We start from the raw sequence: 24,674 nt of genomic DNA, 5'->3' as shown, positions 1-24,674 counted from the left end.
GTGGAGCTGGGTGACTGGTTGCGGGTCGACATGAAGGCGGGCAAGCCGCTTTTCGACCAGCTCAGGACGCAGGTGATCGAGGGGGTGCGCGAGGGCGCGCTGCCACCCGGCACCCGGCTGCCCACCGTGCGGGAGCTGGCCGGCCAGCTCGGCGTCGCCGTCAACACCGTGGCCCGCGCCTACCGCGAGCTGGAATCGGCCGCCATCATCGAAACCCGGGGCCGCTTCGGCACTTTCGTCGCCCGCTACGACCCCACCGACGCCGCGATGGCGGCCGCGGCCCGCGAGTACGTCCGGGTGGCACGCGGCCTGGGGTTGGACAAGGCCGACGCCGTGCGCTACATCGAATCGGTGCCCGACGAGTGAGAAGCCCGGACGGGGGCTGAAAAGCCTTGCCGCCGTGGGGTTTTGCGACGGCTAGCTCAACACCTTGACCAGGGTGCGCAGATTGCGGGTGGTGGTCGACGACTTGTACCGCGGCTTGCCCATCGTCTTGCCGATGGTGCTGTCCAGGGTGCTGCCCTTGGGCACCTGCCAGTAGAGCACGCCAAGCGGATCGGGGCCGCGGCGGATCCTCTCGTCGGGCCCGGCCGGCAGGGCGGCGAGTTCGTCCAGCACGGCGGCGTCGGCCACGAACGTGACATAGGACTGGTAGCCGTCGACCTCGCGCTCGAACGGATAGCCGTCGACCACCCGGCGCACGGTGTCGAGGTCATAGACCAGCACCCAGGCGTCGTAGCCGAACCGTTCGCGCAACGCGGCTTCGGCCTTCGCGCGCACCGCCGCCGCGCCGGCCTTCGACTGCAGCAGGACGTTGCCGCTGGCCAGGACGGTCCGCACCGCGGTGAAGCCGGCGTCGGTCAGGGCCTTTTTCACGTCGGCCATCTTGAGATTGACGCCGCCGACGTTGACGCCCCGCAGAAACGCCGCGTATTCGGTCATGCCCCGATTCCACCAGCCCGGCCCGGTGACGACCATCGGGGGCCGCCGGTCGGCGTGCGACGTAGGCTTTCGGCATGGGACGCCAAGTCTTCGACGACAAACTGTTGGCCGTCATCAGTGGAAATTCTCTCGGGGTGCTGGCCACCATCAAACGCGACGGGCGACCGCAGCTGTCGAATGTGCAGTACCACTTCGACCCGCGCAGCCTGGTGATCCAGGTGTCGATCACCGAGCCGCGCGCCAAGACCCGTAACTTGCGCCGGGACCCGCGGGCATCGATCCTGGTCGACGCCGACGACGGATGGTCCTATGCCGTGGCCGAGGGCACCGCGGAACTCACACCGCCGGCGGCCGCGCCCGACGACGACACCGTGCAGAGGCTGATTGCGTTGTACCGCAACATCGCTGGTGAACATCCGGACTGGGATGAGTACCGGCAGGCGATGGTCACCGATCGGCGGGTGTTGCTGACGCTGCCGATCTCGCACGTCTACGGCATGCCGCCCGGGATGCGCTAGCCGCGCCGTCACGCTGTCCCGCCCTGCCCGCCGGGCGGTCCGGGGCTAGGCTGCCGCTATGGCTGCATCGAGTGCCCGGCAGGGTTCACAGTCGTCGAAGCCTTCGGGCGGCGCCGGATCGTCGAAGTCCGACGACGACACCAAGCGCAGATTCCGGGAAGCCCTGGACCGCAAGATGGCGAAATCCACCGGCGGCTCCGAGCACAAGGACGGCGCCGGCAAGCAGTCGCGGGCGCACGGTCCGGTGGAGAGCCGACGGGAATTCCGCCGCAAGAGCGGCTGATGCTTCTATAGCCGATCATGTTGTGCGCCAACGTGTTTCGGCGCTGATGATCGCCCAGTGCGAGACGGCCGGCGCGGCGGGGATTCCGCCGCGGCGAGCGTGCGGCCCGCCGCGTGAACGCCCTGGACGCGGGGCCCGGGGCGCGGTTCTAGACTGTCTGCGTGCCGAAACTGCAGCTTGTCCAAGAGCCGGCCGCCGACGCCCTGCTGGACGAGAACCCGTTCGCGTTGCTGGTCGGCATGCTGCTCGATCAGCAGGTGCCGATCGAGACCGCCTTCGCCGGCCCCAAGAAGATCGCCGACCGGATGGGCCGGCTGGACGCCGCGACGATCGCCGACTACGACCCGGACAAGTTCGCCGCACTGTGTTCGGAAAGGCCTGCCATACATCGGTTTCCGGGGTCGATGGCCAAGCGCATCCAGGCCCTGGCGCAGCTGCTGGTGGACCGCTACGACGGCGATGCCGCCGCGCTGTGGACCGCCGGTGAGCCCGACGGCAAGGAGCTGCTGCGCCGGCTCAAGGGGCTGCCCGGCTTCGGCGAGCAGAAGGCGCGGATCTTCCTGGCGCTGCTGGGCAAGCAGTACGGGGTGACGCCGCCCGGCTGGCGGGAAGCCGCCGGCGAGTTCGGCAAAGCCGGCACCTACCTGTCTGTCGCCGACATCGTCGACGCCCGGTCGCTCGGGCAGGTGCGGTCCTACAAGAAGCAGACGAAGGCGGCGGCCAAGGCGGCCAAGTAGTGAGTGCACGGAAGGGAAGGGCGACAACGTGAAGACACACATAACGTGTCCGTGCGGCGAAGCCATCGTCGGCAAGGACGAGGACGAGCTGGTGGAATTGACCCAGGCTCACCTCGCCAGCGTTCATCCTGGCCTCGAATACGACCGCGACGCCATCTTGTTCATGGCCTACTGAGCGCGAACGCGCCCGCCCCGGGCCGGGACGCGCGCGTTCGCGGGCGGTGCAGCGGTGACGCCGTTACGGCACCACCGTGGAGCCGATGGTGGGCATGAACTGGCACTGCCGTTCCTTGGTGGTGACCTGCCCGAAGATCGTCGACATGATGCTGCCCGAGCCGGTGTCGGCGATCGCGCTCAACGTCGTGGGCCCGTCCGGGTTGATGTCCGGACGCGGTTTCAGCGCGACGGTTCCGGATTTGCCGGTGGTCAGGTTCACCCAGGTGACGTTCAACGGCAGCTTCTGCTCCTCGGCGGGACCGGGCGTGCCGACCGCCGTGAACACGTAGGCGGTCTGGCCGGGGCCCGGGCCGGGGGCGGGGATCTTGGCCGGCCCCGCCACCGAGAGCGCGGTGGCAATGGCGCTGCTGCCGTCGGCCAGGCAGTTGGTGCCGATCGAGGGATACATGAAGTCCTGCGTGGGCGGCGCGTCGGCGCCGAACCCGGGCGCCGCCGCGGGGGCCGGCGCGGCGTCGGGTGCGCCCGGGGTTGCCGGGGCCGCGGCGGCCGGCGCCGGTGGCGGCGGAACCGGTGCGGCGGCCGGGACGGTGGCCGGCTGAACCGGCCCGGGCGCGGGAGCCGCGGCGGGTGCCGGAGCGGACGGCGGGGTGGCGGCGGGTGCCGGAGCCGACGGCGCAGCGGCGGCGGGTGCCGGGCCGGCCGCGTGCGCCGGGTCGATGCCGGTCGGCAGGTGCGCCTGCAGACCGGGTTCGATGCCGGTTGCCGGCACGTGCTGGACCGGCGCGCCGTCCCGCGGGGTCACGCCGTTGGGCACCGGCGAGCCGGGCTCGGCGACGAACTGGTTCACCGCCGCGGCCACGTTCTTCGACTCGGTGGGCGCGGTCGGGTTGTGACTGAAGGCTTGCGCGGCGGCCATCAGCAGCTGGGTGGCTTGCTGCGGGTCGGTGGCCGCTTGCTGGATCAGCGGGCTGAGCTGCGACAAGGCGGGCAGGCCCGGCAATTGCGGGGCGGCGTTGGGTGGTGGTGCCGGCTGGGGCGCCGCCGCCGGGTCGGCTGCCGCGCCCGGGCACAGCCCGAGCGCGGCAACCGATGCCGTGACGACAGCGGCCAAACCTTTGGACAGAATCCAAGTGGTTGCCACGGTGTCCTCCGGTTCTCAGTAGTGGGTTAGCCGATTGACGGTGCTGCTCAAGGCAGGGCAGCGAGCAGCGGTGCCACCGGACCGGCCGGGCTGGCCGCCGGCGCGGGTGCCGCGGGTGCGGCGGGGGCCGCCGGTGCGCCGGGGGCCTGCCCCGACGCCAGCGCCGGCAGATCCTTGGGCAGCGTCACCTGCGCGGGCACGCTGACCGGCAGGCCGGCCGGCATCGCCGGCATGTTGACCTGCGCCTGCGGCAGCTGCGGGGCGGGCGGCGTGGCGGGCGCCGCCGGTGCCGACAACCCCGGGATCGCCGGCAGGCCGGGGATCGACGAAGAGGCCGGAGCGGCGGGAGCCGCGGCCGAGGGCTGCGCGCCCGTCAATCCCTGGATCATTCCGGGGATGCCACCGGTCGCCGTCGACGGCGCCGAGGGCGCCGCCGCCTGCGGCAGGCCCGGGATGGAGGGCACGGCCGCCGGGGACGGCGCGGTCACCGGCGAGCCGGCCGCCGGAACACCCGGGAAGCTGATGCCCGGGGTGGCCGGCGGCGCCGGCGGCGTGGCGCCCAGCGCGGTCGCGAGGTTCTGCAGGATTTGCGGTGCGTTGGCCGCCGAGCTGATCAGCTGCTGCGGGATGTTGGGCACCGGCGGAGTGGGCACGGGGTCGGCGTGGGCGATTCCGCCCGTCAGTAGCGCTGCGGACGAGCCGACCACGACGGCGGCTGCACGCAAGTAAGTCCAAATGGTTGGCATGACTCTCCCTGGTTGATCGATTACAGGTCCCGCCGCCGAAGCTACTTTGATGCAGATGGGACTCAAGTGACACGTGTGGCATTTATTTGATCGTTACCGATACGAGCGACAGCGGTGACCGGACGCGCGAAAACCGCTTGAAAACGGGCCATCTGGGCACCGAGGCCACGGCCGCGCGCGCCCCGATCGCTAAAGTCGGGCGGATAGACACCACCTCGGCCGCCCCGGCGGCACCCAGCACCCGGCGTGCGGCGGACGTCCTCGCTGTGGCGGCCCCGCTGCTGCTCGTCGCGAGCGTCGCCGCGCGCCTGGCCTGGACGTACCTGGTCCCCAACGGCGCGAACTTCGTCGACCTGCACGTCTACCTCGGCGGAGCGGCCGCGCTCGACCACCCCGGCACGCTGTACAGCTACGTCTACGCCGACCAGACGCCGGACTTCCCGCTGCCGTTCACCTATCCGCCGTTCGCGGCCATCGTCTTCTACCCGCTGCACCTGTTGCCGTTCGGCCTGGTGGCCCTGGGTTGGCAACTGGCGACCATCGCCGCGCTGTACGGCGCCGTCCGGATCAGCCAGCGCCTGCTGGGCGTGGCGGCCGGCGCCCACGGCCGGCGGGTCGCGATGGTGTGGACGGCGGTCACCATCTGGATCGAGCCGCTGCGCAGCACCTTCGACTACGGCCAGGTCAACGTGTTGCTGATGACCGCGGTGCTGTGGGCGGTCTACAGCACGCGATGGTGGGTGTCGGGTCTGCTGGTCGGATTGGCGGCCGGCATCAAGTTGACTCCCGCAGTCTCCGGTGTGTACCTGGCCGGTGCCCGGCGGTGGGCCGCGACGGTGTTCTCAGCCGTCATATTCCTTGCCACCATTGGGATTTCGGTCTTCGTCGTCGGCGACCAGACGCGCTACTACTTCACCGAGCTGCTCGGTGACGCCCACCGGGTCGGCCCCATCGCCACCTCGTTCAATCAGTCCTGGCGCGGCGGTCTCTCCCGAATCCTGGGTCACGACGTGGGATTCGGCCCGCTGCTGGTGACCGCCGTCGCGGGCACCGCGGTGCTGGCCGTGCTGGCCTGGCGCGCACTCGACCGCTCCGACCGGCTGGGCAGGTTGATCGTGGTGGAGGTGTTCGGGCTGCTGCTCTCGCCGATCTCCTGGACACACCACTGGGTGTGGCTGGTGCCGCTGATGATCTGGGCGATCCACGGCCCGGTGCGCGCCTGGCGCGGCGCGCGCCTCGTGGGGTGGGGTTGGCTGGCGCTGACCGTCATCGGGGTGCCGTGGTTGTTGAGCTTCGCGCAACCGAACATCTGGCAGATCGGCCGGCCGTGGTATCTGGCCTGGGCGGGGTTGGTCTACATCGTCGCGGCGGTAGCGACGTTGGTCTGGATCGCGGCCGCCGGCCGCCGCGCCGGTCACCAGGTCACCGCGCCGAGCGTCACGCCAGCGTGACCGCCGCCGGCGAGCGTCACGCCAGCGTGACCGCCGCCGGCGCAGGCGAGGGCAGGCGAGGGCTAGCTGCCGACGATGCCGTTGATGTCGCGCGCCATGTCGACGTCGTTTTGGGTGATACCGCCCTCGGAATGCGTGACGAGCGCGAAAGTCACTGTCCGCCAATGAATGTCGATGTCGGGGTGGTGATCCTTGCTTTCCGCGTGCTCGGCTACCCGGCGCACGGCGTCGATGCCGTCCAGGAAGCTGGGAAACTTGATCGACCGCCGCAGCGCGCCGTCGGCACGCTCCCATCCGTCCAGATCGGGCAGTGCGGCGTCGATTTGCTCATCCGTTAACACAGCCATAGCTCTGTCCTCAAGGCGCTTTTGCGGTAGGGGTGCCGGGTCCACCGTCCACCACGCCCCAGCTTAGTTTCCCGTCACCAGATGTACAGGACACGTCGCGAAAGAGCGGTGAACCCCAGCGGCCGGTCGACTACGAGGCGACCGCGGGACCCGGCGCCTGATTCTTCGGGTCCAAGGGCACCACGACGCTGGCTTCCGAAGGGCTCGTTCGTTCCTGATAGGCGGATTCCAGGCTGGCCGGAAGACCTTGGAGGTCGCGGGCCACGTCCATCAGTTCCTCCAAGATCATGATGCGTTGCTGATTCGCTTCCTCGACCGTGCGCCGTGCCCGCTCATCGAGATCATCGGCCTTCTGCTTCGCCTCGGCGAGGAGCCGCGCACACTCACGCTCAGCTTCCTGGCGCGCCTCGTCGATCGCCGCTTGGGCCTCCGCACGCATCGTCGCGAGTTCGGCCTCGAGATCCTTCTTGGCTTCCTCGCGCTCCGTTTCCAACGCCTCTCGCTGTGCGGCCATGTCCGCCAACAGCTCTTGGTGCTCTCGATGCGATGCTTCGACCTGCGCCGCGGCCGCCGCGATCATCGACTCCGCCTCGGCCTGCGCCTCGGCCTGCATCCGGGAAATCTCCTCGAGCGTGCGGCGCAGCATCTTCGTCATCCGATGCTGGATCGCGTACGGTGTCGGCGAGGTGTCCGAGAGGTGGGCGACCTCGTCCTTGAGGCAGGCGACTTCGATCCGCAGCGCGGCCAATTGGTCGCCGGATTCGTTTCGCTGCGCCCTGAGGTTCTGAACTTCGTCGATCAGAAGCTTCTGCTTGGCCAGCAACGCCTCGACGTACGCATCGACCGCGGCGGGGTCATAGCCCCGGAACACGCGTGAGAACGCCGTTGCGGGTTCGGTGATCATGTGCCAACCCCCATTCTGCAAAAGTGCCTGGCAGAGGCCACACCGGCCACCGTCAAGTATTCCACGGTCTCCGCGAAACCGTAAGAGAGTTGTTGTGCGGCAAGGGAATTGGGTGTGCTGCGCGGGTAAGGCGGGCGGCGTGCGCGCCGACGGTATACCGTCACTGGCCATGCCGACCCAGATCGTGGTCGCCGGGGCCCTCATCCGCGGCTCGCGCCTGTTGGTGGCCCAGCGCGCCCGCCCGCCGGAGTTGGCCGGGCGCTGGGAACTCCCCGGCGGCAAGGTCGCGCCCGGGGAGACCGAGCGCGACGCGCTGGCCCGCGAGTTGGCCGAGGAGCTGGGTCTGCGGGTCGGCGACATCGCGGTGGGCGACCGGCTCGGCGGGGACATCGCGGTCGACGGTGGGATGACGCTGCGCGCCTACCGGGTGCGGTTGCTGCGCGGCCGACCGGACGCGCGCGACCATCGGGCCCTGCGCTGGATCACCGCGGCGCAGCTGCACGACCTCGACTGGGTGCCGGCCGATCGCGGCTGGCTGGGCGACCTGGCGCGGGTCCTTTAACCAAGTCCACAGACTTCCGGCAGCTGACGCACAGCCGTGTTGCAGGTCGTCGCAGTGAACTGAATAGAACAATATGACTTGTAATAACGACGCCACACGAGTCTGCCCTGGATGTGCGTGCCGATAGCGAGCCGAGTGCTTGTTCCGACCGTGCCGTCCCGGCTTCGGTGCCGGACCGGCAGGCTTCCCGCTGCCCGCATACCGGCGCGGCTCACCTGGTGTTTTGCCAGCCGGTCGCGCGCCCTCGCCGCGGCGGCGGCGGCCTATGCTGGGCCCGTATCGCCCCCAGCCCGCGGGCCTGAAATGCCGACGGATGAGCCGATCCGGGCTGGTGTGGACGGGTGGGTCCACCCCGCCGGTCACAACTGAGAGCGTGCCCAGCTCGCGGCGTGACGCTATCGACCAGGAGGAGTACTTCTTGACTGCCACACCCCACGTCGGTGGAGTGCTCGAGGAGCTGCTGGAGCGCAGCGGGCGGTTCTTCACGCCGGGCGAGTTCTCCGCCGACCTGCGCACGGTGACCCGGCAGGGCGGCCGCGAGGCCGACGTGTTCTACCGCGACCGGTGGAGCCACGACAAGGTGGTTCGCTCCACGCACGGGGTGAACTGCACCGGGTCGTGCTCGTGGAAGATCTACGTCAAGGACGGCATCATCACCTGGGAGACCCAGCAGACCGACTACCCGTCGGTGGGTCCGGACCGGCCCGAGTACGAGCCGCGGGGCTGCCCCCGCGGCGCGTCGTTTTCCTGGTACAGCTACTCGCCCACCCGGGTGCGCTACCCGTACGCCCGCGGCGTCCTGGTCGAGATGTACCGGGAAGCCAAGGCACGCCTCGGCGATCCGGTGCTGGCCTGGGCCGACATCCAGGCCGACCCCGAGCGCCGCCGCCGCTACCAGCGGGCCCGCGGCAAGGGTGGACTGGTCCGGATCACCTGGGCCGAGGCCACCGAGCTGATCGCCGCCGCCCACGTGCACACCATCAAGACCTACGGCCCCGACCGGGTGGCCGGATTCTCGCCGATCCCGGCGATGTCGATGGTGTCCTACACCGCCGGCTCCCGGTTCTTCGAGCTGATCGGCGCCCCGATGACCTCGTTCTACGACTGGTATGCCGACCTCCCGGTGGCCTCGCCCCAGGTGTTCGGCGACCAGACCGACGTCCCCGAATCCGGGGACTGGTGGGACGCGGCGTATTTGATGATGTGGGGCTCCAACGTCCCGATCACCCGCACGCCCGACGCGCACTGGATGGCCGAGGCGCGCTACCGCGGCACCAAGGTGGTCACCGTCAGCCCGGACTACGCCGACAACACCAAGTTCGCCGACGAGTGGATGCCCTGCGCCGCCGGCACCGACGGGGCCCTGGCGATGGCGATGGGTCACGTCATCCTCTCGGAATGCTATGTGCAAAAACAGGTTCCGTTCTTCACCGACTATGCCCGCCGCTACACCGATCTGCCGTTCTTGATCAAGCTCGAAGAGCGCGGCGACATGCTGGTGCCCGGCAAGAACCTCACCGCGGCCGACCTCGGCGAAGCGGTCGAGAATGCGGCGCTCAAGCCCGCGCTGCTCGACGAGACCACCAATTCGGTTGCGGTGCCGCATGGTTCGCTGGGCTTCCGGTACGGCGAGTCGGGCGTGGGGAAGTGGAACCTGGACCTGGGCGACCTGGTGCCGGCGCTCAGTGTGCGGGCCGCCCCGACCGAGGACGGGGAGACGGCGCTGGTGCACCTGCCCAGCTTCGACACCGTCGACGGCGAGGGGACGACCGTGGCGCGCGGCGTCCCGGTGCGCCGCGTCGGTAAACACCTGGTGTGCACGGTCTTCGACCTGATGCTCGCCCAATACGGGGTGGCGCGGCCGGGGCTGCCCGGCGAATGGCCCACCGGCTACGACGACGCGACCCAGCAGAACACCCCGGCCTGGCAGGAGGCGATCACCGGCGTGTCGGCCGCCCAGGCCACCCGGGTGGCGCGGGAATTCGCGCGCAGCGCAGAGGAATCCGGCGGCCGCTCCATGATCATCATGGGCGGCGGCATCTGTCACTGGTTCCACAGCGATGCGATCTACCGCGCGGTGCTGGCGCTGCTGATGCTGACCGGGTCGATGGGCCGCAACGGCGGCGGCTGGGCGCACTACGTCGGCCAGGAAAAGGTGCGCCCGCTCACCGGATTTCAGACCATGGCGATGGCGACGGACTGGGTGCGCCCGCCGCGCCAGGTGCCCGGCGCCTCGTACTGGTACGCCCACACGGATCAATGGCGGTACGACGGCTACGGGGCGGACAAGCTGGCCAGCCCGGTGGGCCGGGGCCGGTTCGCCGGCAGGCACACCATGGACCTGCTGGCCTCGGCGGTGGCGATGGGGTGGAGCCCGTACTACCCGCAGTTCGACCGGTCCAGCCTGGACGTCGCCGACGAGGCGCGCGCCGCCGGCCGCGATGTCGCCGACTACGTCGCCGAGCAGCTCGGCCGCCGCAACCTCAAACTCGCGGTGACCGATCCGGACAACCCCGTCAACTGGCCGCGGGTGCTGACCGTGTGGCGCGCCAACCTGATCGGTTCGTCGGGCAAGGGGGGCGAATACTTCCTGCGGCATCTGCTGGGTACCGACTCCAACGCGTCGGCGGTGCCGCCCGAGGACGGGGTGCGGCCCGTCGACGTGACCTGCGGGGCGGACATCCCCGAGGGCAAGCTCGACCTGATGATGTCGATCGACTTCCGGATGACCTCGACGACGCTGGTGTCCGACGTGGTGCTGCCGGCGGCGACCTGGTACGAGAAGGCCGACATCTCCAGCACCGACATGCACCCGTATGTGCACGCGTTCAGCGCGGCGACCGACCCGCCCTGGGAAACCCGTTCGGACTTCGACGCTTTCGGCGCTATCGCCCGCGCGTTCAGCACCATGGCCAAGGAGCACCTGGGCACCCGCACCGACGTGGTGCTCACCGCGCTGCAACACGACACACCCGACGCGATGGCCTATCCCGATGGCGCCGAACACGATTGGCTGCGCAGCGGGGCGACGCCGGTGCCCGGACGCACCATGGGCAAGCTCACCGTGGTGGAGCGCGACTACGCCGCCGTCTACGACAAGTGGCGCACGCTCGGCCCGCTGGTCGACAAGTTCGGGTTGACCACCAAGGGCGTCACCGTGCATCCGTTCCGCGAGGTCGAGGAATTGGCCGCCCGGTTCGGGGTGCTGAAATCCGGTGTGGCGGCGGGCCGCCCGGCCATCACGACCGCCGCGCGGATGGCCGACGTGCTGCTGTTGCTGTCGGGCACCACCAACGGCCGGCTGGCGGTCGAGGGTTTCCACGAGCTCGAGAAACGCACCGGGCAGCGGCTGGTGCATCTGGCCGAGGGCAGCGAGGACAAGCGCATCAGCTACGCCGACACCCAGGCGCGGCCGGTTCCGGTGGTCACCAGCCCGGAATGGTCGGGCAGCGAGACGGGTGGCCGCCGGTATGCGCCGTTCACCATCAACATCGAGAACCTCAAGCCGTTCCACACGCTGACCGGACGGATGCACTTCTACCTGGCGCACGACTGGGTCGAGGAACTCGGCGAGCATCTGCCGGTGTTCCGACCGCCGCTGGACATGGCGCGGTTGTTCGGCCAGCCGCGGCTGGGCGCATGCGAGGACGGAATCGAGCTCACCGTGCGGTATCTGACCCCGCACTCGAAGTGGTCGTTCCACTCCACCTACCAGGACAACCTGTACATGCTGTCGCTGTCCCGCGGCGGCCCAACCATGTGGATGAGCCCGGGAGACGCGGCGAAAATCCAAGTGCGCGACAATGATTGGGTCGAGGCAGTCAACGCCAACGGCATCTACGTGTGCCGGGCCATCGTCAGCCACCGGATGCCCGACGGGGTGGTGTACGTCTATCACGTCCAGGAGCGCACCGTGGACACCCCGCGCACCGAAACCAACGACAAGCGCGGCGGCAACCACAACGCGCTGACCCGGGTGCGGATCAAGCCCAGCCACCTGGCCGGCGGGTACGCCCAGCACGCGTTCGCGTTCAACTACCTGGGACCGACCGGCAACCAGCGCGACGAGGTGACGATCGTCCGTCGTCGCAGCCAAGAGGTGGTGTACTGACATGAAGGTCATGGCGCAGCTGGCGATGGTGATGAACCTCGACAAGTGCATCGGCTGCCACACCTGCTCGGTGACCTGCAAGCAGGCCTGGACCAACCGGTCGGGCACCGAATACGTGTGGTTCAACAACGTCGAAACCCGTCCGGGACAAGGCTATCCGCGCACCTACGAGGACCAGGAGCGGTGGCGTGGCGGCTGGATCCGCGACAAGCGGGGCCGGCTGCGATTGCGTGACGGCGGCCGTTTCCAAAAGCTGCTGCGCATCTTCGCCAATCCCAAGCTGCCGGTGATCGGCGACTACTACGAGCCGTGGACCTACGAGTACGAGAACCTGACCACCGCACCCGCCGGTGACACCTTCCCAACGGCCGCGCCGAAAAGCCTGATCAGCGGCGAGCCGATGAAGGTGTCCTGGGGACCGAACTGGGACGACAACCTGGCCGGGTCGCCGGAGATCCTGGCCGAGGACCCGATCCTGAAGAAGGTCAGCGAAGAGGTGAAACTCTCGCTCGAGCAGACCTTCATGTTCTACCTGCCCCGGATCTGCGAGCACTGCCTCAACCCGTCCTGTGTGGCCTCGTGCCCGTCGGGCGCGATGTACAAGCGCAGCGAGGACGGCATCGTGCTGGTCGATCAGGACCGCTGCCGCGGCTGGCGGATGTGTGTGTCCGGATGTCCTTACAAGAAGGTGTATTTCAACCACAAGACGGGCAAGGCCGAGAAGTGCACGCTGTGCTATCCGCGGATGGAGGTGGGGCTGCCCACCATCTGCTCGGAGACCTGCGTGGGCCGGCTGCGCTATCTGGGTGTGGTGCTCTACGACATGGACCGGGTACTCGAGGCGGCGTCGGTGGAAAACGACACCGACCTCTACCGGGCGCAGTGCGATATCCTGTTGGACCCCAACGACACTGACGTCATCGCGGGCGCGCGGGCGCAGGGCATTCCCGACGAGTGGATCGAGGCCGCGCAGCGTTCCCCGGTGTACGCGCTGATCCACACCTATCGGGTGGCGCTGCCGCTGCACCCGGAATACCGGACCATGCCGATGGTGTGGTACATCCCGCCGCTGTCGCCGGTGGTCGACGCGGTCAGCCGCGACGGCCACGACGGCGAGGACCTGGGCAACCTGTTCGGCGCGCTGGACGCGCTGCGCATCCCGATGCAATACCTGGCCGAGCTGTTCACCGCCGGTGACACCGCGGTGGTCGAGGGCGTGTTGCGGCGGCTGGCGGCGATGCGCTCCTACATGCGCGACATCAACCTCGGCCGCGAAACCCAGCCGCACATCCCGCATTCGGTGGGCATGACCGAGGAACAGATCTACGAGATGTACCGGTTGCTGGCCATCGCGAAATACGAAGAGCGCTATGTCATCCCGACGGCGTTCGCGCCGCAGGCCCGCGACCTCGAGCAGATGGGCTGCTCGTTGACCGGCGACGGCGGGCCGGGCATGTACGAGTCGGAGCCGGTGACCGTGGAGACCTTCCACGCCCTCAAGCAGCGCGGCGGCCCCACCGAGGCAGAGCCCGGCAGCACCCGGCCGCGGGTGAACCTGCTGAACTGGGACGGCGGCCAGGTGCCCGCCGGCATGTTCCCCGAGGCGCAGCGGCGATGAGGCTGCTGTCGGCGCTGCGGGAGCGCTCCAGCAGCCGGGTGATGCAGGATCGCCTGGTGTGGCAGGCGGCGTCGCTGCTGCTGGCCTACCCCGACGACGGGTTCGGCGGGAGGCTGGACACCGTGGAAGAGTTGCTCGGCCATGTCAGCGGCCCGGCCGGCGCGCTGCTCGGGCAGACGGCCGCGGCGCTGCGCGGCCGCGAACCGATGGCCGCGGCCATGGACTACGTCGCGACCTTCGACATGCGCCGGCGCGCCACCATGTACCTGACCTACTGGACCGCCGGGGACACCCGCAACCGCGGCCGCGAGATGCTGGCCTTCGCCACCGCCTACCGCGAGGCGGGCGTGCAGCCGCCCAGCAACGAGGCGCCCGACCACCTGACCGTGGTGCTCGAATTCGCCGCCACCGTCGACCCCGACGCCGGGCGGCGGCTGTTGATCGCGCATCGGGTGCCGATCGACGTGCTGCGCTGCGCCCTGGCCGACGCCAAGTCGCCGTACGAGCCGGCCGTCGCGGCCGTCTGCCAGACCCTGCCCGCGGCAACCGATCAGGAGGCGCGCCGCGCCGAGCGGCTGGCCCGTCAACTGTTAGAGGCCGGCCCGCCCGCGGAAGCCGTTGGGCTGCAACCGTTTACCTTGACCGTGCCACCTCGAGCCGAAGGAACCCCCGGTGTTTAGCAACGTCCTGTTCTGGGACATCTCGCCCTACGTCACGCTGTCGGTGCTGATCGTGGGCACCTGGTGGCGCTACCGCTACGACAAGTTCGGCTGGACGTCGCGGTCGTCGCAAATCTACGAGTCGCGGCTGCTGAGCATCGCCAGCCCGATCTTCCACTTCGGCATCCTGGCCGTGTTCGCCGGACACGTGATGGGGTTGTTCATCCCGCCGCGGGTGACGCACATGCTGAAGATGAGCGACCACCTCTACCACATGCAGGCCGTCATCGCCGGGTCGGCCGCCGGCTTCGCCACCCTGGCCGGCGTCGGGCTGCTGATCTACCGCCGCTTCACCCGCCCGGCGGTGTCGGCGGCCACCACCCGCAGCGACAAGGTGATGTACGTGGTGCTGGTGCTGGCCATCGTGGTCGGCCTGTACTGCGACCTGATCGGCACCGGCCCGCACGGCGGGGAGTTCCACTACCGCTACACCGTGGGGTTGTGGTTCCGCCGCATCTGGATCCTGCAGCCGCACGGCGAGGTGATGGTCAACGCGCCGCTGGACTACCAGTTGCACGCCCTGATCGGCATGGTGCTGTTCACGCTGTGGCCGTTCACTCGGCTGGTGCACGTGTTCAGCGCCCCGGTCGTCTACCTGTTCCGGCCCTACATCGTCTACCGCAGCCGCGAGGTGGCGGCCAAGGACCAATTGGTGGGCACGGCGCCGCGCCGCCGCGGCTGGTAAGACAGCGCGCCCCGGCGTTCAGTGTGCAGCCAGGTAGGCGACACGCCGATGGGGCCCGCCCAGGATGCACACTGAAACGCCCAGGATTCACACTCGACGAGCGGACCCGAGCGGCCCGGGTTATCCAGCCGGTTCGCTATCGGTGGCCCCGCGCTGCCAGAATCTCCGACGTGCCATTTCGCAACGTCGCCATCGTCGCCCACGTCGACCACGGCAAGACCACCCTGGTGGACGCGATGCTGCGGCAGTCCGGGGCGCTGCACCACCGCGGCGACGACACCCAGGAGCGCATCCTGGACAGCGGTGACCTGGAGAAGGAAAAGGGCATCACCATCCTGGCCAAGAACACCGCCGTGCACCGCCACCACCCCGACGGCAGCGTCACGGTCATCAACGTCATCGACACCCCCGGGCACGCCGACTTCGGCGGCGAGGTGGAGCGCGGGCTGTCCATGGTGGACGGGGTGCTGCTGCTGGTCGACGCCTCGGAGGGGCCGCTGCCGCAGACCCGGTTCGTGCTGCGCAAGGCGCTGGCCGCGCACCTGCCGGTGATCCTGGTGGTCAACAAGACCGACCGGCCGGACGCCCGGATCGCCGAGGTGGTGGAGGCCAGCCACGACCTGCTGCTCGACGTCGCCTCCGACCTGGACGACGAGGCCGCCAAGGCCGCCGAGCACGCGCTGGGCCTGCCGACGCTGTACGCCTCCGGCCGCGCCGGCGTTGCGAGCACCGAGCAACCGGCCGACGGCGAGGTGCCCGCCGGGGAGAACCTCGACCCGCTGTTCGACGTGCTGCTCGAGCACATCCCGGCGCCGTCGGGCGACCCGGAGGCGCCGCTGCAGGCGCTGGTGACCAACCTCGACGCGTCGACCTTCCTGGGCCGGCTCGCCCTGATCCGCATCTACAACGGCAAACTGTGCAAGGGCCAACAGGTGGCCTGGATGCGCGAGGTCGACGGGCTGCCGGTGATCACCAGCGCCAAGATCACCGAACTGCTGGCCACCGAGGGCGTCGAGCGCAGCCCCACCGACGAGGCGATCGCCGGCGACATCGTCGCGGTGGCCGGGCTGCCCGAGATCATGATCGGCGACACCCTGGCCGACCCCGACCACGCCCACGCGCTGCCCCGGATCACCGTCGACGAGCCGGCGATCTCGGTGACCATCGGCACCAACACCTCGCCGCTGGCCGGCAAGGTGCCCGGCCACAAACTGACCGCCCGGCTGGTCCGCAACCGGCTGGACCAGGAGCTGGTCGGCAACGTGAGCATCCGGGTCGTCGACATCGGCCGGCCCGACGCCTGGGAGGTGCAGGGCCGCGGCGAGCTCGCCCTGGCCGTGCTGGTCGAACAGATGCGCCGGGAGGGCTTCGAGCTCACCGTCGGCAAGCCGCAGGTGGTGACCCGCACCATCGACGGCCAGCTGCACGAGCCGTTCGAGGCGATGACGATCGACTGCCCCGAGGAGTTCGTCGGCGCCATCACCCAGCTGATGGCCGCCCGCAAGGGCCGCATGGAGGAGATGACCAACCACGCGGCGGGCTGGGTCCGCATGGACTTCATCGTGCCCAGCCGCGGGCTGATCGGCTTCCGCACCGACTTCCTCACCATCACCCGCGGCACCGGCATCGCCAACGCCGTGTTCGACGGCTACCGGCCGTGGGCGGGGGAGATCCGGGCCCGCCACACCGGGTCGCTGGTCTCCGACCGCGCCGGCACCATCACGCCGTTCGCCATGATCCAGCTCGCCGACCGCGGCCAGTTCTTCGTCGAACCCGGCCAGGACACCTACGAGGGCATGGTCGTCGGAATCAACCCGCGCGCAGAGGATCTCGACATCAACGTCACCCGGGAGAAGAAGCTGACCAACATGCGGTCCTCGACCGCCGATGTCATCGAGACGCTGGCCAAGCCGCTCGAGCTGGACCTGGAGCAGGCCATGGAATTCTGCGCGGCCGACGAATGCGTCGAGGTGACTCCGGAGATCGTGCGGGTGCGCAAGGTCGAGCTGGACGCCACCTCGCGGGCGCGCAGCCGGGCCCGCGCCAAGGCCCGGGGCTGAACCACTGGTGGTCGGACGGGCTGCTGTGCGGCTGCTCGATACCCTGATCAGCGTGCCGAGACGAGTGCGCCGGGTGTTCATGGTGCTCGGCGGCCTGGTTTCGGTGGTCGGCCTGGTGCTTTCGGCGTGCACGGTCAACCCGCCGCCGGCCCCGCAGAGCACCGACACGCCGCACAATTCGGTGCCGCCGCCGCCCCGGGTCAGCCAGATCATCATGGGCATCGACTCGATCGGGGCGGGCTTCAATCCGCACCTGCTCTCCGACCTGTCCCCGGTCAACGCGGCGATCAGCGCGCTGGTGCTGCCCAGCGCGTTCCGGCCGGTGCCCGATCCCAACACGCCCACCGGCTCCCGCTGGGAGATGGACCCGACCCTGTTGGTGTCCGCGGAGGTGACGAGCCAGAACCCGTTCACGGTGACCTACAAGATCCGGCCCGAGGCGCAGTGGACCGACAACGCCCCGATCGCCGCCGACGACTTCTGGTATCTGTGGCACCAGATGGTCAGCCAGCCCGGGGTCGTCGACCCGGCCGGCTACGACCTGATCACCGGCGTGCAGTCGCTGGAAGGCGGCAAGCAGGCGGTGGTCACCTTCTCCGAGCCCTACCCGGCGTGGAAAGAGTTGTTCAACAACATCCTTCCGGCGCACATCGTCAAGGACGTGCCCGGCGGTTTCGCCGCCGGTCTGGCCCGGGCGCTTCCGGTCACCGGCGGGCAGTTCCGGGTGGAGAGCATCGACCCGCAGCGCGACGAGATCCTGATCGCCCGCAACGACCGCTATTGGGGGCCCCCGGCCAAGCCCGGGCTCATCCTGTTCCGGCGCGCGGGAGCGCCTGCGGCCCTTGCCGATTCGGTGCGCAACGGCGACACCCAGGTGGCGCAGGTGCACGGCGGCTCGGCGGCGTTCGCGCAGCTGTCCGCCATCCCCGACGTGCGGACCGCCCGGATCGTCACACCGCGGGTCATGCAGCTCACGCTGCGCGCCACCCAGCCCAAACTTGCCGACACGCAAGTGCGTAAGGCGATCCTGGGATTGCTCGACGTCGACCTGCTCGCGGCGGTGGGCGCGGGCAGCGACAACACCGTCACCCTGGACCAGGCCCAGATCCGGGCGCCCAGCGACCCCGGCTACGAGCCGACCGCCCCGCCGGCGATGACGACACCGGCGGCGCTGGCGTTGCTGGAAGGCGCCGGGTACAAGGTGGAGCCCAACACGTCGGCCTCACCGGCGACGCCCGCCCCGGGTCCGCCCAACACCGGGCCGCCCGAGGTCATCCGGGGCCGGATCAGCAAGGACGGCCAACAGCTCTCGCTGGCCATCGGGGTGGCGGCCAACGACCCGACCGCGGTGGCGGTGGCCAACACCGCCGCCGACCAGCTGCGCAACGTCGGCATCGCCGCCACCGTGCTGGCGCTGGACCCGGTCACCCTCTACCGCGACGCGCTGAACGACAACCGGGTGGACGCGATCGTCGGATGGCATCAGGCGGGCGGCAACCTGGCCACCCGGCTGGCCGCCCGCTACGGCTGTCCGGCGCTGCAGTCCACCCAGGTGCCGGCCTCCACCGAGCCGACGCCCACGTCGCCCGCCCCGGGCGGGCCCGCCCCGTCGACCGGACCGGCCACCAGGTCGGCAACCCCCACCTCGACACCACCGCCGAGCCGGCCCGCCGACCCCAATGCCCTGGTACAGGCGCCGTCCAACCTCACCGGCATCTGCGATCGCAGCATCCAGTCCAACATCGACGCCGCCCTCAACGGCACCAAGAACATCAACGACGTGATCACCGCGGTCGAACCGCGACTGTGGAACATGTCCACGGTGCTGCCGATCCTGCAGGACACCACCATCGTGGCGGCCGGCCCGAGCGTGCAGAACGTCAGCCTGTCCGGCGCGGTCCCGGTCGGCATCGTCGGTGACGCCGGCCAATGGACCAAGACCGGGCCGTAGCTAGTCGGCGGCGCGGTCCGAACCCCGCGGCGGGATCACGGTATCGACGATCAGGGCCAGTTCCCGCCGGTTCGGCGGCGACCCGTTCAGCAGGAAATGCTGGTTGATCAACGCCGACCCGATGCGAGCGGTGAGCGGGGTGATCGACTTCGGATCGAGGTCGCCGTCCTGCACGGCGGACTGCAGGATCGACTCCACGATCTTCAGCCGCGGCCGGACCACCGCGTCGGCGAAGATGGCCCGCATCTCGGGCTCGTGCAAGAGCTGCTGGATGACCTCGATGCCGGGAAACGCGGTCTTGCCGGCCAGCAGGTCGCGCTGCGCGGTGAACATCGCCAGCAGGTTCTCCCGGGCCGACCGGCCGGACCGCAGCTCGGGCACCGGCGGCAGCGCGAAAACCAAAGCGGCGTGCACCAGTTCGCACTTGGTGTCCCAGCGCCGGTAGAGCGCGGCCTTGCCGGTGTGGGCCCGCGCCGCGATGCCCTCCATGGTCAGGCCCCCGTAACCGACTTCCGTCAGCTCGGCCAGGGTGGCCTCGTAGAGGGCGCGTTCGAGGACCTCGCCGCGCCGACGGCTTCGGCTGCCGGTCCGGTCGGTCAGCTGGGGCATTTCTTGATAGTAGCCGTGCGCGTTCCTATCTGCTGCTTCCCGGCGCAGCAACCGCACCACGGCGGCCGGTAGGGTGCGCTGCATGGCTGAGACGCCGCGGCTGCTGTTCGTCCACGCGCATCCCGACGACGAGAGCCTGGGCACCGGCGCCACCATCGCGCACTACACCGCGGCCGGCGCGGACGTCCGGGTGGTGACCTGCACGCTGGGCGAAGAGGGCGAGGTGATCGGCGAGCGGTGGGCCGAACTCGCCGTCGATCGCGCCGACCAGCTCGGCGGCTACCGGATCGGCGAACTGACCGCCGCGCTGCGGGAGCTGGGCGTCGGCGAACCGTGCTATCTGGGCGGCGCGGGCCGCTGGCGCGATTCCGGCATGCCCGGCACCCCCAAGCGGCGCCGGCAGCGATTCATCGACGCCGACGAGCGCGAGGCCGTCGGCGCGCTGGTGGCCGTCATTCGCGAGCAGCGCCCGCACGTCGTCGTCGGCTACGACCCCGCCGGCGGGTACGGCCACCCCGACCACGTCCACGTGCACACCGTGACGACGGCCGCCGTGGCCGCGGCCGGCGCCGGCGACTTCCCGGGCGAGCCGTGGGCGGTACCCAAGTTCTACTGGTCGGTGTTCGCGACCCGGCCGTTCGAGGCGGCCGTGCAGGCGCTGACGCCCGAGGACCTGCGGCCGGACTGGTCGATGCCCTCGGCGGAGCAGTTCACCTTCGGCTACGCCGACGACCACATCGACGCCGTCGTCGCGGCGGGCCCGCACGCCTGGGCGGCCAAGCGGGCGGCGCTGGCCGCGCACGCCACCCAGGTGGTCGTCGGGCCGACCGGCCGCGCCTGCGCGCTGTCCAACAACGTGGCCCTGCCCATCCTGGACGAGGAGCATTACGTCCTGGTCGCCGGCGCGGCCGGCGCGCGCGACGAGCGCGGCTGGGAGACGGATCTGCTCGCGGGCCTGGAATTCGGCGCCGCCCCCAGGCGGTAGGCTGCCAATCAGGCAGCCACGGAAGGAATTCGCATGGACCCCGACCTGGACCCTAATCAGCAGCACTGGCAGGACCGGCTCGACAGCCTGCAGTGGGTTATCGGCTCGATACTCTCCAACATCGACAGCGTTCCGACCTGACCGAAACCAAGCCGCGCGTCGCGTCCGGTGAAGACAGCGGCGCGACAGACCCCGCGATTCGTTTCGTTGTCCTGGCGCTGTTGGCGGTCGACGGCGTTCTCTCCGCACTGGCCGGGGCCCTGCTGCTGCCTTTGTATATCGGGACGGTTCCCTTTCCCATCAGCGGATTGATTTCCGGGCTGCTCAACGCGGCGCTGGTGTGGGCCGCCGGGCGCTGGACCCGATCACCGCGGCTGGTCGCGCTGCCGCTGTGGACCTGGCTGCTGACCGTCGCGGTGATCAGCATGGGCGGCCCGGCCGACGACGTCATCCTGGGCGGCCGCGGGGTGATGGCCTACGGGGCCCTGCTGCTGCTGGTGCTCGGGGTGGCGCCGCCGGTCTGGGTGCTGTGGCGGCGCGGCCGCGGCGGCTGAGTCGCCGTGTTCCGGGCCGGGATGTCGCCCGCGTGCCGGTGTGGGCGTGGCGCTACTGTTGACAGTTGCCCATCCGGGACCCGTCACGGGTGCCACGATTTCACATGTTGGGACGCGCGGATGAAATTCGATCGTGGGGAAGTTACACCAAGGTGCTGTTGACTCCGGGCGAGGAGCCTACCGCCCTACCTGATCCTGTGGTTCCGGCCAGGGCCTCATCGCGGGCCACGCCGAAGGCGACCGCCTCGGCGTTACGACGGGTGTTGCGGCGGGCTCGAGATGGCGTTGCGCTGAACATCGACGAGGCGGCGGTCGCGATGACCGCGCGCGGGGACGACCTGGCGGACCTGTGCGCCAGCGCGGCCCGGGTCCGCGACGCGGGCCTGGAGTCGGCCGGCCGGCGCGGCCCGGGCGGCGGGCTGCCGATCACCTACTCGCGCAAGGTTTTCATCCCGGTCACCCACCTGTGCCGGGACAACTGCCACTACTGCACCTTCGTCACCGTGCCGGGCAAACTGCGCGCCCGAGGCGCGGGCCTGTACCTCGAGCCGGACGAGATTCTCGACATCGCCTGCCGCGGCGGGGAACTCGGTTGCAAGGAAGCGCTATTCACCCTCGGCGATCGCCCCGAGGATCGCTGGCCCGAGGCGCGGGAGTGGCTGGAGGCGCGCGGCTACGATTCGACGCTGTCCTACGTGCGGGCGATGGCGATCCGGGTGCTCGAGGAGACCGGGCTGTTGCCGCACCTGAACCCCGGCGTGATGAGCTGGTCGGAGATGGCGCGGCTCAAGCCGGTGGCGCCGTCCATGGGCATGATGCTCGAGACGACGTCGCGGCGGCTGTTCGAGACGAAAGGCCTTGCGCACTACGGCAGCCCGGACAAGGACCCGGCGGTGCGGCTGCGCACGCTGACCGACGCGGGCCGGTTGTCGATTCCGTTCACCACGGGTCTGCTGGTCGGTATCGGCGAGACACTCGCCGAACGCGCCGACACCTTGCACGCGATTCGCAAGTCGCACAAGGAGTTCGGCCATGTGCAAGAAGTGATCGTGCAGAACTTCCGGGCCAAGGAACACACCGCCATGGCCGCGGTCCCCGACGCCGGCATCGAGGATTACCTGGCGACCGTGGCGGTGGCGCGGCTGATGCTGGGCCCCGGGATGCGGATTCAGGCCCCGCCGAACCTGGTGTCCCGCGACGAATGCCGGGCGCTGATCGCCGCCGGGATCGACGACTGGGGTGGTGTGTCACCGCTGACGCCCGACCATGTCAACCCCGAGCGGCCGTGGCCGGCGTTGGACGAATTGGCCGCCGTCACCGCCGAATCCGGCTACGAGCTGGTCCAGCGGCTGACCGCGCAGCCCAAATACGTGCAGGCGGGTGCGGCCTGGATCGACCCGCGGGTGTCCGGGCATGTCCGGGCGCTGGCCGATCCGGTGACCGGTCTGGCCCGCGACGTCAATCCGGTGGGGCTGCCGTGGCAGGAACCCGACGACGTCGGCTCCTCGGGCCGCGTCGACCTCAACGCGGCGATCGACACGCAGGGCCGCAACAGCGAGACCCGCAGCGACATCGACAGCGCCTTCGGCGACTGGGAGTCGATCCGCGCGCACGTGCACGAGCTGGCCGCGCAGGGCGCCAGAGCGCCGGAACGCCTGGACAGCGACGTGCTCGCCGCGCTGCGCTCCGCCGAACGCGACCCGGCCGGCTGCACCGACAGCGAATACCTGTCGCTGGCCACCGCCGACGGTCCGGCGCTGGAAGCCGTTGCCGCCCTTGCAGATTCGTTGCGCCGCGACACCGTCGGCGACGACGTGACGTTCGTGGTGAACCGCAACATCAACTTCACCAACATCTGCTACACCGGCTGCCGGTTCTGCGCCTTCGCGCAGCGCAAGGGCGACGCCGACGCGTACTCGCTGTCTACCGAGGAGGTCGCCGACCGCGCCTGGGAGGCGCACGTCGCCGGCGCCACCGAGGTGTGCATGCAGGGCGGCATCGACCCCGAACTGCCGGTCACCGGCTACGCCGATCTGGTCCGCGCGGTCAAGGCGCGGGTGCCGTCGATGCACGTGCACGCGTTCTCGCCGATGGAGATCGCCAACGGGGTGACCAAGAGCGGGCTGTCGATCAGGGAGTGGCTAATCAGCCTGCGCGAGGCCGGGCTGGACACCATCCCCGGCACCGCGGCCGAGATCCTCGACGACGAGGTGCGTTGGGTGCTGACCAAGGGCAAGCTGCCGACCTCGCTGTGGATCGAGATCGTCACCACCGCACACGAAGTGGGGCTGCGGTCGAGCTCGACCATGATGTACGGCCACGTCGACAACCCCCGGCACTGGGTGGGCCACCTCAACGTGCTGCGCGACATCCAGGACCGCACCGGCGGTTTCACCGAGTTCGTGCCGCTGCCCTTCGTGCATCAGAGCTCGCCGCTGTATCTGGCCGGCGCCGCCCGTCCCGGCCCCACCCATCGGGACAACCGGGCGGTGCACGCGCTGGCCCGAATCATGTTGCACGGCCGCATCTCCCAGATCCAGACCAGCTGGGTCAAGCTCGGAGTGCAGCGCACCCAGGTGATGCTCAACGGCGGCGCCAACGACCTGGGCGGCACGCTGATGGAGGAGACCATCTCCCGGATGGCCGGCTCCGAACACGGGTCGGCCAAGACCGTGGCCGAGCTGACCGCGATCGCCGAGGGCATCGGGCGCCCGGCGCGCCAGCGCACCACCGACTACACCCCGCTGGCCGCCTAGTTCGCTTTCCTGTCACAGCCGGCGGGTATACCCGAGACCGTGAAGCGACGAATTGACGACGATCGATTTCCGGAGTGGCGTCCGTTCTGCGACGCGGCGCAACGGCGCGGTCCCGACGCGGGCACCTGGTGTGAGGCCTGGACGGTGCGCGACGTCGTCGTCCACCAGGCCGGAAACGCCGAGGAGCTGGCCCGGGTGCTCGGCGCTCACCTGGCGGGCGAGCCGGTGGCCACCCGCGGTTTCGAGGAGCGGGAAGGCCCGCTGCGCGCCCTGAACGACGCCGACCTGTGGGACGCGCTGGCCGACCGGATGGCCACCCTCAACGAGGTCGCGGAGGCCGCCGAAGCCATCCCCGCCGACACCGACGTGGCCTGGACCGGCCGCACCATGAAGGTGCCGTGGTTCGCCGAGCACATGCGCGAAGAACTCGTCCTGCACGGCTGGGACATCACCGGGGACTCCGACAGCGGCGGGGCCTTCCAGGCGGGGCTGGCCGAGCCGTGGATGACCACGCACAGCGTGCTCGCGGTCGGCCGGCCGCTGCTGGTGAAGGGGGCCAGGCAACTGCAACCCGGCGAGCGGGTCGAAGCCCGGCTGCGCGTCGACGGCACCGACGACGTGGTGCTGGACGCCGATCCGGAGCGGATCAGCATCGGGTTCGCCGAGCCGCAGGGCCCGGCCACCCTGGAAACCGACGCGGCCGCGCGGGTGCTGCTGCTGTGGGGGCGCAGGCCCGCCGACCCGTCACGCATCCGCAGCCGCGTCGGACCGCAGGTCCTGGGACGGGTGCGCTGCCTGCTCGGCGGCTACTGAACGGC

The 24,674-nt window shown here is 70.1% G+C and carries 23 protein-coding genes; 17 read left to right on the top strand and 6 right to left on the bottom strand.

The genetic code is table 11. The features are described from left to right. Complete coding sequence (locus MAA44156_RS14835) at nucleotides 1–366, top strand: Rv1152 family transcriptional regulator (protein WP_009975474.1); 366 nt, start codon at nucleotides 1–3, stop codon at nucleotides 364–366. A gap of 51 nt (nucleotides 367–417) precedes the next feature. Here MAA44156_RS14835 and MAA44156_RS14830 read toward each other — a convergent pair whose 3' ends face one another. Continuing rightward, on the bottom strand, nucleotides 418–942 hold the full coding sequence (locus MAA44156_RS14830) for a DUF1697 domain-containing protein (RefSeq protein ID WP_085978475.1): 525 nt from the start codon (nucleotides 940–942) through the stop codon (nucleotides 418–420). 74 nt (nucleotides 943–1,016) lie between these two features. On the opposite strand from MAA44156_RS14830, the gene MAA44156_RS14825 reads away from it, so the two are divergent. From MAA44156_RS14825 to MAA44156_RS14810, 4 genes are all read left to right on the top strand, one after another. Continuing rightward, on the top strand, nucleotides 1,017–1,460 hold the full coding sequence (locus MAA44156_RS14825) for a PPOX class F420-dependent oxidoreductase (protein WP_009975477.1): 444 nt from the start codon (nucleotides 1,017–1,019) through the stop codon (nucleotides 1,458–1,460). Nucleotides 1,461–1,518: 58 nt separating this feature from the next. Then, on the top strand, nucleotides 1,519–1,743 hold the full coding sequence (locus tag MAA44156_RS14820) for a DUF5302 domain-containing protein (RefSeq protein WP_009975478.1): 225 nt from the start codon (nucleotides 1,519–1,521) through the stop codon (nucleotides 1,741–1,743). Nucleotides 1,744–1,904: 161 nt separating this feature from the next. Beyond that, nucleotides 1,905–2,480 (top strand): HhH-GPD-type base excision DNA repair protein, encoded by a 576-nt coding sequence (locus MAA44156_RS14815; RefSeq protein WP_009975479.1) that lies wholly within the window; start codon nucleotides 1,905–1,907, stop codon nucleotides 2,478–2,480. A gap of 28 nt (nucleotides 2,481–2,508) precedes the next feature. Beyond that, complete coding sequence (locus tag MAA44156_RS14810; RefSeq protein ID WP_003875447.1) at nucleotides 2,509–2,655, top strand: hypothetical protein; 147 nt, start codon at nucleotides 2,509–2,511, stop codon at nucleotides 2,653–2,655. Between the two features lie 63 nt (nucleotides 2,656–2,718). Here MAA44156_RS14810 and MAA44156_RS14805 read toward each other — a convergent pair whose 3' ends face one another. Beyond that, nucleotides 2,719–3,798, bottom strand: coding sequence for an Rv1157c family protein (locus MAA44156_RS14805; RefSeq protein WP_121035680.1), 1,080 nt, complete (start codon nucleotides 3,796–3,798; stop codon nucleotides 2,719–2,721). A 47-nt stretch (nucleotides 3,799–3,845) separates the two neighbouring features. Further along, nucleotides 3,846–4,544: a hypothetical protein gene (locus tag MAA44156_RS14800; RefSeq protein ID WP_156649250.1), complete on the bottom strand. Its 699-nt coding sequence runs from the start codon at nucleotides 4,542–4,544 to the stop codon at nucleotides 3,846–3,848. Nucleotides 4,545–4,681: 137 nt separating this feature from the next. On the opposite strand from MAA44156_RS14800, the gene MAA44156_RS14795 reads away from it, so the two are divergent. Continuing rightward, entirely contained in the window at nucleotides 4,682–5,995 is a 1,314-nt protein-coding gene (locus MAA44156_RS14795; RefSeq protein WP_009975490.1) for a mannosyltransferase, read from the top strand. Between the two features lie 62 nt (nucleotides 5,996–6,057). On the opposite strand, the gene MAA44156_RS14790 is transcribed toward MAA44156_RS14795, so the two are convergent. Together MAA44156_RS14790 and MAA44156_RS14785 are read right to left on the bottom strand one after the other, a co-directional pair. Then, nucleotides 6,058–6,342, bottom strand: coding sequence for a 4a-hydroxytetrahydrobiopterin dehydratase (locus MAA44156_RS14790; protein WP_009975492.1), 285 nt, complete (start codon nucleotides 6,340–6,342; stop codon nucleotides 6,058–6,060). Nucleotides 6,343–6,472: 130 nt separating this feature from the next. Further along, nucleotides 6,473–7,246 (bottom strand): F0F1 ATP synthase subunit B, encoded by a 774-nt coding sequence (locus MAA44156_RS14785; RefSeq protein ID WP_009975493.1) that lies wholly within the window; start codon nucleotides 7,244–7,246, stop codon nucleotides 6,473–6,475. Between the two features lie 169 nt (nucleotides 7,247–7,415). Here MAA44156_RS14785 and MAA44156_RS14780 point away from each other — a divergent pair, with 169 nt between their 5' ends. The 7 genes from MAA44156_RS14780 (at nucleotide 7,416) to MAA44156_RS14750 (ending at nucleotide 18,952) form a co-directional block, all read left to right on the top strand. After that, entirely contained in the window at nucleotides 7,416–7,808 is a 393-nt protein-coding gene (locus MAA44156_RS14780; protein ID WP_009975494.1) for a (deoxy)nucleoside triphosphate pyrophosphohydrolase, read from the top strand. A 418-nt stretch (nucleotides 7,809–8,226) separates the two neighbouring features. Continuing rightward, nucleotides 8,227–11,919, top strand: a complete 3,693-nt coding sequence (locus MAA44156_RS14775; protein WP_009975495.1) for a nitrate reductase subunit alpha — start codon at nucleotides 8,227–8,229, stop codon at nucleotides 11,917–11,919. A 1-nt stretch (nucleotide 11,920) separates the two neighbouring features. After that, the gene (narH, locus tag MAA44156_RS14770) at nucleotides 11,921–13,537 is read left to right on the top strand and encodes a nitrate reductase subunit beta (RefSeq protein ID WP_009975496.1); all 1,617 of its coding nucleotides are present in this window, start codon (nucleotides 11,921–11,923) and stop codon (nucleotides 13,535–13,537) included. Further along, a complete protein-coding gene (narJ, locus tag MAA44156_RS14765) occupies nucleotides 13,534–14,217 on the top strand; it encodes a nitrate reductase molybdenum cofactor assembly chaperone (protein ID WP_009975497.1) in 684 nt (227 codons plus the stop codon). The genes narH and narJ overlap by 4 nt, the downstream gene beginning before the upstream one ends. Beyond that, the gene (gene narI, locus MAA44156_RS14760) at nucleotides 14,210–14,941 is read left to right on the top strand and encodes a respiratory nitrate reductase subunit gamma (RefSeq protein ID WP_003875458.1); all 732 of its coding nucleotides are present in this window, start codon (nucleotides 14,210–14,212) and stop codon (nucleotides 14,939–14,941) included. Before narJ ends, narI begins: the two co-directional genes overlap by 8 nt. 170 nt (nucleotides 14,942–15,111) lie before the next feature. Continuing rightward, nucleotides 15,112–17,001 (top strand): translational GTPase TypA, encoded by a 1,890-nt coding sequence (gene typA, locus MAA44156_RS14755; protein ID WP_009975500.1) that lies wholly within the window; start codon nucleotides 15,112–15,114, stop codon nucleotides 16,999–17,001. Between the two features lie 46 nt (nucleotides 17,002–17,047). Beyond that, on the top strand, nucleotides 17,048–18,952 hold the full coding sequence (locus tag MAA44156_RS14750) for an ABC transporter family substrate-binding protein (RefSeq protein WP_162151413.1): 1,905 nt from the start codon (nucleotides 17,048–17,050) through the stop codon (nucleotides 18,950–18,952). Here the strand turns inward: MAA44156_RS14750 and MAA44156_RS14745 are convergent, their stop codons facing one another. Further along, the gene (locus tag MAA44156_RS14745; protein ID WP_009975502.1) at nucleotides 18,953–19,561 is read right to left on the bottom strand and encodes a TetR/AcrR family transcriptional regulator; all 609 of its coding nucleotides are present in this window, start codon (nucleotides 19,559–19,561) and stop codon (nucleotides 18,953–18,955) included. It abuts the gene before it with no gap. Nucleotides 19,562–19,643: 82 nt separating this feature from the next. Between MAA44156_RS14745 and mshB the strand changes: the two genes are divergently transcribed. The 4 genes from mshB to MAA44156_RS14725 all read left to right on the top strand — a co-directional run bounded on the left by mshB (nucleotide 19,644) and on the right by MAA44156_RS14725 (nucleotide 24,669). Next, complete coding sequence (gene mshB, locus MAA44156_RS14740; protein WP_009975503.1) at nucleotides 19,644–20,546, top strand: N-acetyl-1-D-myo-inositol-2-amino-2-deoxy-alpha-D-glucopyranoside deacetylase; 903 nt, start codon at nucleotides 19,644–19,646, stop codon at nucleotides 20,544–20,546. A 92-nt stretch (nucleotides 20,547–20,638) separates the two neighbouring features. Beyond that, nucleotides 20,639–21,100 carry a hypothetical protein gene (locus MAA44156_RS14735; protein ID WP_003875463.1) on the top strand — a complete coding sequence of 154 codons (462 nt, stop codon included), beginning with the start codon at nucleotides 20,639–20,641 and terminating at the stop codon, nucleotides 21,098–21,100. 104 nt (nucleotides 21,101–21,204) lie between these two features. Next, complete coding sequence (locus tag MAA44156_RS14730; RefSeq protein WP_080555729.1) at nucleotides 21,205–23,856, top strand: bifunctional FO biosynthesis protein CofGH; 2,652 nt, start codon at nucleotides 21,205–21,207, stop codon at nucleotides 23,854–23,856. A 39-nt stretch (nucleotides 23,857–23,895) separates the two neighbouring features. Continuing rightward, the gene (locus tag MAA44156_RS14725) at nucleotides 23,896–24,669 is read left to right on the top strand and encodes a maleylpyruvate isomerase N-terminal domain-containing protein (RefSeq protein ID WP_003878493.1); all 774 of its coding nucleotides are present in this window, start codon (nucleotides 23,896–23,898) and stop codon (nucleotides 24,667–24,669) included. Nucleotides 24,670–24,674: the final 5 nt, after the last annotated feature.

Origin of the sequence: Mycobacterium avium subsp. avium (genome assembly GCF_009741445.1) — a bacterium.
In the GTDB taxonomy this organism is placed as follows: Bacteria; Actinomycetota; Actinomycetes; order Mycobacteriales; family Mycobacteriaceae; genus Mycobacterium; species Mycobacterium avium.
This window is presented reverse-complemented; position numbering and strand designations above follow the sequence as displayed.